At 41.8% G+C, this 6,664-nt stretch carries 7 protein-coding genes and 1 pseudogene; 2 read left to right on the top strand and 6 right to left on the bottom strand.

The genetic code is table 11. The annotated features are described in order from the left end of the window. The 4 genes and pseudogenes from QZ359_RS08630 to QZ359_RS08615 form a co-directional block, all read right to left on the bottom strand. Positions 1–178 (bottom strand): annotated as a pseudogene (locus QZ359_RS08630) (peptide chain release factor N(5)-glutamine methyltransferase); the annotation flags it as partial. Further along, positions 178–1,257: a peptide chain release factor 1 gene (gene prfA, locus QZ359_RS08625; protein ID WP_001028815.1), complete on the bottom strand. Its 1,080-nt coding sequence runs from the start codon at positions 1,255–1,257 to the stop codon at positions 178–180. The gene prfA and the pseudogene QZ359_RS08630, both read right to left, overlap by 1 nt. A gap of 9 nt (positions 1,258–1,266) precedes the next feature. Further along, positions 1,267–1,746 carry a GNAT family N-acetyltransferase gene (locus tag QZ359_RS08620; RefSeq protein ID WP_033677263.1) on the bottom strand — a complete coding sequence of 160 codons (480 nt, stop codon included), beginning with the start codon at positions 1,744–1,746 and terminating at the stop codon, positions 1,267–1,269. Beyond that, positions 1,736–2,335 carry a thymidine kinase gene (locus tag QZ359_RS08615; protein ID WP_000068144.1) on the bottom strand — a complete coding sequence of 200 codons (600 nt, stop codon included), beginning with the start codon at positions 2,333–2,335 and terminating at the stop codon, positions 1,736–1,738. The genes QZ359_RS08620 and QZ359_RS08615 overlap by 11 nt, the downstream gene beginning before the upstream one ends. A gap of 122 nt (positions 2,336–2,457) precedes the next feature. On the opposite strand from QZ359_RS08615, the gene QZ359_RS08610 reads away from it, so the two are divergent. Continuing rightward, the gene (locus tag QZ359_RS08610; RefSeq protein WP_001117401.1) at positions 2,458–2,640 is read left to right on the top strand and encodes a 4-oxalocrotonate tautomerase; all 183 of its coding nucleotides are present in this window, start codon (positions 2,458–2,460) and stop codon (positions 2,638–2,640) included. A gap of 135 nt (positions 2,641–2,775) precedes the next feature. After that, the gene (mnmE, locus tag QZ359_RS08605; protein WP_293965805.1) at positions 2,776–4,149 is read left to right on the top strand and encodes a tRNA uridine-5-carboxymethylaminomethyl(34) synthesis GTPase MnmE; all 1,374 of its coding nucleotides are present in this window, start codon (positions 2,776–2,778) and stop codon (positions 4,147–4,149) included. Between the two features lie 45 nt (positions 4,150–4,194). Here mnmE and dapA read toward each other — a convergent pair whose 3' ends face one another. Beyond that, the gene (dapA, locus tag QZ359_RS08600; protein WP_000121606.1) at positions 4,195–5,130 is read right to left on the bottom strand and encodes a 4-hydroxy-tetrahydrodipicolinate synthase; all 936 of its coding nucleotides are present in this window, start codon (positions 5,128–5,130) and stop codon (positions 4,195–4,197) included. 55 nt (positions 5,131–5,185) lie between these two features. Next, the gene (locus QZ359_RS08595) at positions 5,186–6,262 is read right to left on the bottom strand and encodes an aspartate-semialdehyde dehydrogenase (RefSeq protein ID WP_153192356.1); all 1,077 of its coding nucleotides are present in this window, start codon (positions 6,260–6,262) and stop codon (positions 5,186–5,188) included. Positions 6,263–6,664 lie beyond the last annotated feature (402 nt).

Here is a 6,664-nt window from a genome sequence, read left to right as displayed (position 1 = left end):
GGTAAATTTCCTCTACAAATAGTTTTTCTTCGTCGGTTACCTCTTGCTGGAGGGCGAAAACAAAGTCTGTAAAAGTGAGATTTTTCAGACTACGATAGACAAAAGAGAGGCTTTCAGCTTCCTCTCCTTGTCTTATCAACTCTTCTTCAAAATCTGAAAATAATTGAGCTAATTTCATTATTTATTTAATTCTTCTAATTTTTGTGTTTGGTCATAAAGTACCAAGGCGTCCACAACTTCATCCAATTTACCAGACAAAATGGTATCTAGTTTTTGGAGGGTTAAACCGATACGGTGGTCTGTGACACGGTTTTGTGGGAAGTTATAAGTACGAATCCGTTCTGAACGGTCACCAGTACCAATAGTCGACTTACGCTCAGCATCTTGTTCATCTTGTGCAATTTGTGCGAAGTGGTCAGCAACACGCGCACGGATGATTTTCATGGCTTTTTCACGGTTTTTCTGCTGGGTACGTTCTTCCTGCATCTCAACCTTGATATTGGTTGGCAAGTGAACGATACGAACGGCAGTCGCAACCTTATTGACGTTCTGTCCACCAGCACCAGAGGCGTGGTAGATATCAACACGAAGGTCTTTTGGATCAATATCGTATTCAACCTCTTCCACTTCAGGCATGACAAGAACTGTGGCAGTTGATGTATGGACACGACCTTGACTTTCTGTCACAGGGACACGTTGAACACGATGGGCACCAGACTCATACTTGAGTTTAGAATAAACAGACTGACCTGAAACCATGGCAACCACTTCTTTGAAACCACCGACACCGTTCATAGAAGCTTCCATAACTTCAAAGCGCCAACCTTGGGCTTCCGCATACTTTTGGTACATGGTTAAAAGATCTCCAGCGAAAAGTGCTGCTTCGTCTCCACCAGCTGCTCCACGAATTTCTAAGATAATATTCTTGTCATCGTTTGGATCCTTTGGAAGGAGCAAGATCTTCAGTTTTTCTTCGTATTCTTCTTTTTCAGCCTTGGCATCTTTGAGTTCTTGCTTAGCCATTTCTTCCAAGTCAGCGTCTCCGCCTGATTCCTTAATCATCTCTTCAGCGTCAACGATGTTTTGAAGGACTTGTTTGTACTCACGGTAGGCTGTTACCGTATCGCGAGTAGAAGCCTCTTCTTTTGAAAGCTCCATAAAACGTTTGGTGTCAGAGACCACATCCGGGTCACTGAGCAACTCTCCTAATTCTTCATAACGGTCTTCTACAGCTTGTAGTTGATCATAGATGTTCATTTTTTCTCCTTATTTCTCAATTGTTAAATCATAGATTGCTACTACTTCGTTCTCGGATATTTCCCCAGTTTCTTTAAATCCATAACTGAGGTAACAATATCTTGCATGTTCGTTTTCTGGTTCATAAGACAACCAAAGTTTATTGCTTAAACCTGCTGGCGCTGTCCGAACATAGTCTAGTACTTTATCCATAATTGGTTTAAAATATCCTTGATTTTGAAAATTCTTATCAATCATAAAACGAAATAGTAAATAATTTCCACTACTAATTCCGATCTTTTTATCATAAGCTATCATCACAAAACCTATAATTGCATCATTATCATAAACTGCCAATGGAGCTACAAAATCTCCATTTTTAGTGTAGACGTATGCTTCAGCTAAACTAATTGCGTTGGTTGCAATGTATTGTTTTTGATATTCCTTGACATCCAAATTCAAAACATCAAAATAATTTTCCATTGTAACATCTCTTAGTTCAATTGTCATAGTTTTGCTCCTTGTTAGAGGTTATCATTGGCGCAAAATAATGTTTACGGCAAACCGAGATATAGGTTTCATTGCCACCAATCTGGATCTGTTCTCCATCGTAAACGGGCAATCCATCCTGAGTACGCAATACCATGGTCGCCTTTTTCTTACAATACTGGCAAATGGTCTTGATTTCGTCAATCTTGTCTGCTAAGAGCAATAGATATTTGGAACCTTCGAACAGTTCATTGCGAAAGTCATTTTTCAAACCAAATGCCATGACGGGTATATCTAACTCATCAACAACACGAGCTAGGTCATAAACATGATGACGTTTGAGAAACTGGGCTTCATCGACCAACACACAGTAAGGCTTTTCTGGTAGGTCTCGGATATAGCCAAAGATATCTGTCGTCTCCTCAATCGCAAGAGCAGGGCGTTTCATGCCAATTCGACTCGACACATAGCCAACACCGTCACGCGTATCCAGAGCCGAGGTCATAATCACAACACCTTTTCCTTGCTCCTCATAGTTATAGGCCACCTTGAGAATCTCAATCGTCTTACCTGAGTTCATGGTCCCATAACGATAATACAACTGTGCCATGTTTCTTGCTTCACGTCCATTTCTAAATTTTTGCTACATTCTAGTATATCATAATTTTCTTAAGCTTTAAACGGCAAAATGTGGTAAAATAGAAGAAATAAAAACTAGTGGAGGAAGCTATTATGCCATTTGTACGCATCGATTTATTTGAAGGACGCACGCTCGAGCAAAAGAAAGCTCTTGCTAAGGAAGTAACGGAAGCGGTTGTTCGCAACACTGGAGCCCCTCAATCTGCTGTCCATGTCATCATCAACGATATGCCAGAAGGAACTTACTTCCCACAAGGGGAAATGCGCACCAAATAATCTAGCTTAAGCAGAATTGCTTAGGCTTTTTCAATCTCCAAGTAGCATCCATTGAAGAAATAGTTCAAATTTGTTACAATTTGAAAAGAGACTTGGAATATTCCAAGAAAAGAGCTATTAATTAAAGGAAATATTATGATTACACGTGAATTTGATACCATCGCTGCTATATCTACTCCACTAGGTGAAGGGGCTATTGGTATTGTCCGCCTGAGCGGAACAGACAGTTTTGCTATTGCCCAAAAGATTTTTAAAGGAAAAGACTTGAACAAGGTTGCCAGCCACACTCTCAACTACGGTCACATTATTGATCCTCTGACTGGTAAAGTCATGGACGAGGTTATGGTTGGAGCTATGAAGTCTCCAAAAACCTTCACTCGTGAGGATATTATCGAGATTAACACCCACGGTGGGATTGCGGTGACCAATGAAATTCTCCAGCTAGCTATCCGTGAAGGAGCTCGGTTGGCAGAACCTGGTGAATTTACCAAACGTGCCTTCCTAAATGGACGTGTTGACTTGACTCAGGCTGAAGCCGTTATGGACATCATCCGCGCCAAGACAGACAAGGCCATGAACATTGCGGTCAAACAATTAGATGGTTCTCTTTCTGATCTTATCAATAATACCCGTCAAGAAATCCTCAATACACTTGCCCAAGTCGAGGTCAATATTGATTATCCTGAGTACGACGATGTTGAGGAAGCCACTACTGCTGTTGTCCGAGAGAAGACTATGGAGTTTGAGCAATTGCTAACCAATCTCCTTAGGACAGCCCGCCGCGGTAAAATCCTTCGTGAAGGAATTTCCACTGCCATCATCGGCCGCCCCAACGTTGGGAAATCTAGCCTCCTCAACAACCTCTTGCGTGAGGACAAGGCTATCGTTACAGATATTGCTGGTACTACTCGAGATGTCATCGAAGAATACGTCAACATCAACGGTGTCCCTCTCAAACTGATTGATACAGCTGGTATCCGTGAAACGGATGACATCGTGGAACAAATCGGTGTCGAGCGTTCGAAAAAAGCCCTCAAGGAAGCCGACTTGGTTCTACTGGTGCTAAACGCTAGCGAACCCTTAACCGCCCAAGACCGACAACTTCTTGAGATTAGTCAATATACAAACCGTATTATTCTTCTTAATAAAACCGACCTGCCTGAAGCAATTGAAACTTCAGAACTCCCTGAAGATGTCATCCGCATTTCAGTTCTTAAAAACCAAAATATTGATAAGATTGAAGAGAGAATAAATAACCTCTTCTTTGAAAATGCTGGTCTAGTCGAGCAAGATGCTACCTACTTGTCTAACGCACGTCACATTTCCTTGATTGAAAAGGCCGTTGAAAGCCTACAGGCTGTTAATGAAGGGCTGGAACTAGGTATGCCAGTTGACTTGCTTCAAGTTGATTTGACTCGTACTTGGGAAATCCTCGGAGAAATCACTGGGGATGCTGCTCCTGATGAACTCATCACCCAACTCTTTAGCCAATTCTGCTTAGGAAAATAAGAAAAATCCATGATCGTTCTTGCGGTCATGGATTTTATTGTCTTATTAGTAATCTGGTCTTAAGACACCTGTTACGGTTGCTTTAGTTGCTTCGTAGTCGCCATCTACAACAACCTTGATAATGCGTTTTGCATCTTCTTCTGGTGCTGGAACTAGAGGTAATCGAGTTGGACCAGCTTCAAATCCCATATAGTTGAGAACGGCCTTGACAGGAGCAGGACTTGGATATGAGAAGAGGGCATTAACCTTAGGAATGAATTTACGTTGAATAGCTGCGGCTTTCTTCATATCGCTTTCTGCAATGGCAGTAAACATCTCGTGCATTTCATCCCCATTTGTATGTGATGCAACAGAAATAACCCCATCCGCACCAAGGTTCATGGCATGGAAAGCATCTCCATCCTCACCTGTATAAATCAAGAACTCTTCTGGCTTGTGCTCAATCAAGTAAGCCATATTAGCCAAGCTAGTACATTCTTTGACACCTATAATATTTGGATGGTCAGCCAAACGAAGCATGGTTTCTGGAGTCAATTCGACAACTACACGCCCTGGAATGTTATAGATAATAATTGGTAGGTCAGAAGCATCTGCAATGGCTTTAAAATGCTGATACATTCCTTCTTGAGAAGGTTTGTTGTAGTAAGGAACAATAGCAAGCCCAGCTGCGAAACCACCAAATTCCGCTACTTCTTTGACAAACTCGATCGAGTCACGCGTATCATTGGTACCTACACCCGCAATCAAAGGAACTCGTCCATTGACAATCTTTTGTACAGCCGCAAAGAGTTCCAACTCCTCATCGTGGGTTAAAGTTGGACTCTCAGCAGTCGTTCCAGCTAGAAGAATGCCGTCTGTATGATGGGCCAATAAATGCTCAATCAGGGCTGGAATGGCATCAAAGTTAATGGAACCATCCTCGTGAAAGGGGGTAATAAAGGCTGTGATGATTTTACACTCTTTTAAATCTTGATAAGACATGAAAACACCTCTCTATTTCAAAGAAGGAGTTCATCTGAACTCCTAAACGATATGACTATTTTAACTCAAATTTCAATTCAGCTGTTGGACGAACCAAGCCACGTTCATGAAGAGTTTCTGCAATCTGAACTGAGTTCCAAGCAGCACCTTTGAGAAGGTTATCTGAAACAACCCACATGTGGATACCTTTTTCTTCATCCAAGTCTTTACGGATGCGACCAACAAAGGTATCACGTGAACCCACTGCATTGATGGCTTGAGGATAAATTTGATGAGCAACATCATCTTCAAGGACAGCACCTGGGAAGGCTGCGATAGCTGCTTTCACTTCTTCGATTGGAGCCACTTCTTTTGTTTCGATGTAAACAGACTCAGAGTGAGCTGACAAGACTGGAATGCGCACACATGTTGCAGATACTGCAATGCTGTCATCTTCCATGATTTTCTTAGTTTCCTTGGTCATTTTCATCTCTTCGTAAGTGTAATCATTGTCAGTGAAAACATCAATTTGTGGAAGAGCGTTAAAGGCGATAGGATAGTGTTTCTTGTCACCACCTGAAGGCAAGATTTCAGCATGTAAATCACGTGGTTTCACTCCATCGTTCAAGACTTCACGAAGTTCACGTTGTGTCTCAAGAATTGCTCCCATACCAGCACCTGAAACTGCTTGGTAAGTTGAGACAATGATACGGTCCAAGCCCCATTTTTGGCGAACTGGCTCAAGAGCCACCATCATTTGAATTGTTGAACAGTTAGGGCAGGCAATGATACCGTTGTGGGCATCAAGTGCATGAGCATTGACCTCTGGAACAACCAAAGGAACGTCTGGATTTTGACGGAAGTAAGATGTATTATCAACTACTACCGCTCCAGCTTTCACTGCGTATGGTGCATACTTAGCTGATGTAGAACCACCTGCCGAAAAGAGAGCAATATCAACTCCTTCAAAAGCTGTTTCAGTCGTTTCTTCAATTGTAATATCTTGATCTTTAAATTTCAAAGTCTTGCCTGCTGAACGTGCAGAAGCAAGTAAACGGATTTTATCGATTGGAAGTGTTGATTCTTCCAACATTTTTATCATCTGAGCTCCGACAGCACCTGTCGCGCCGACTACAGCAACTGTATATCCCATAAATAACCTCTTTCGGAATTTTCTAAAAATTTCTATAATAGATGTATTATACTACTTTTTCCATGAATTGCAAAGCTTTTTCATCATTTTTTGGAAAATAAAAATCCCCAGTCGCTAGACCAGGGACTAAGAGGCATCTTCATGTGATGAGCAGGTTCACACAACTCATCAAGGTCCGCTCCTGCGTTATGACCTCCTTATGCTCAATAGTAGTCCGAAGACTACCTATCGACTCATCGCATCTACTATTCTACTAAAGAGAATGACTTTTGTCAACAGACGAAACTCTTTATACTCTTCGAAAATCTCTTCAAACTTCGTCAGCGTCGCCTTGCCGTATATATGTGACTGACTTCGTCAGTCTTATCTACAACCTCAAAACAGTGTTTTGAGCAACCTGCG

The sequence above is a fragment of the Streptococcus sp. genome, assembly GCF_019414905.1.
Taxonomy (GTDB): domain Bacteria; phylum Bacillota; class Bacilli; order Lactobacillales; family Streptococcaceae; genus Streptococcus.
This window is presented reverse-complemented; position numbering and strand designations above follow the sequence as displayed.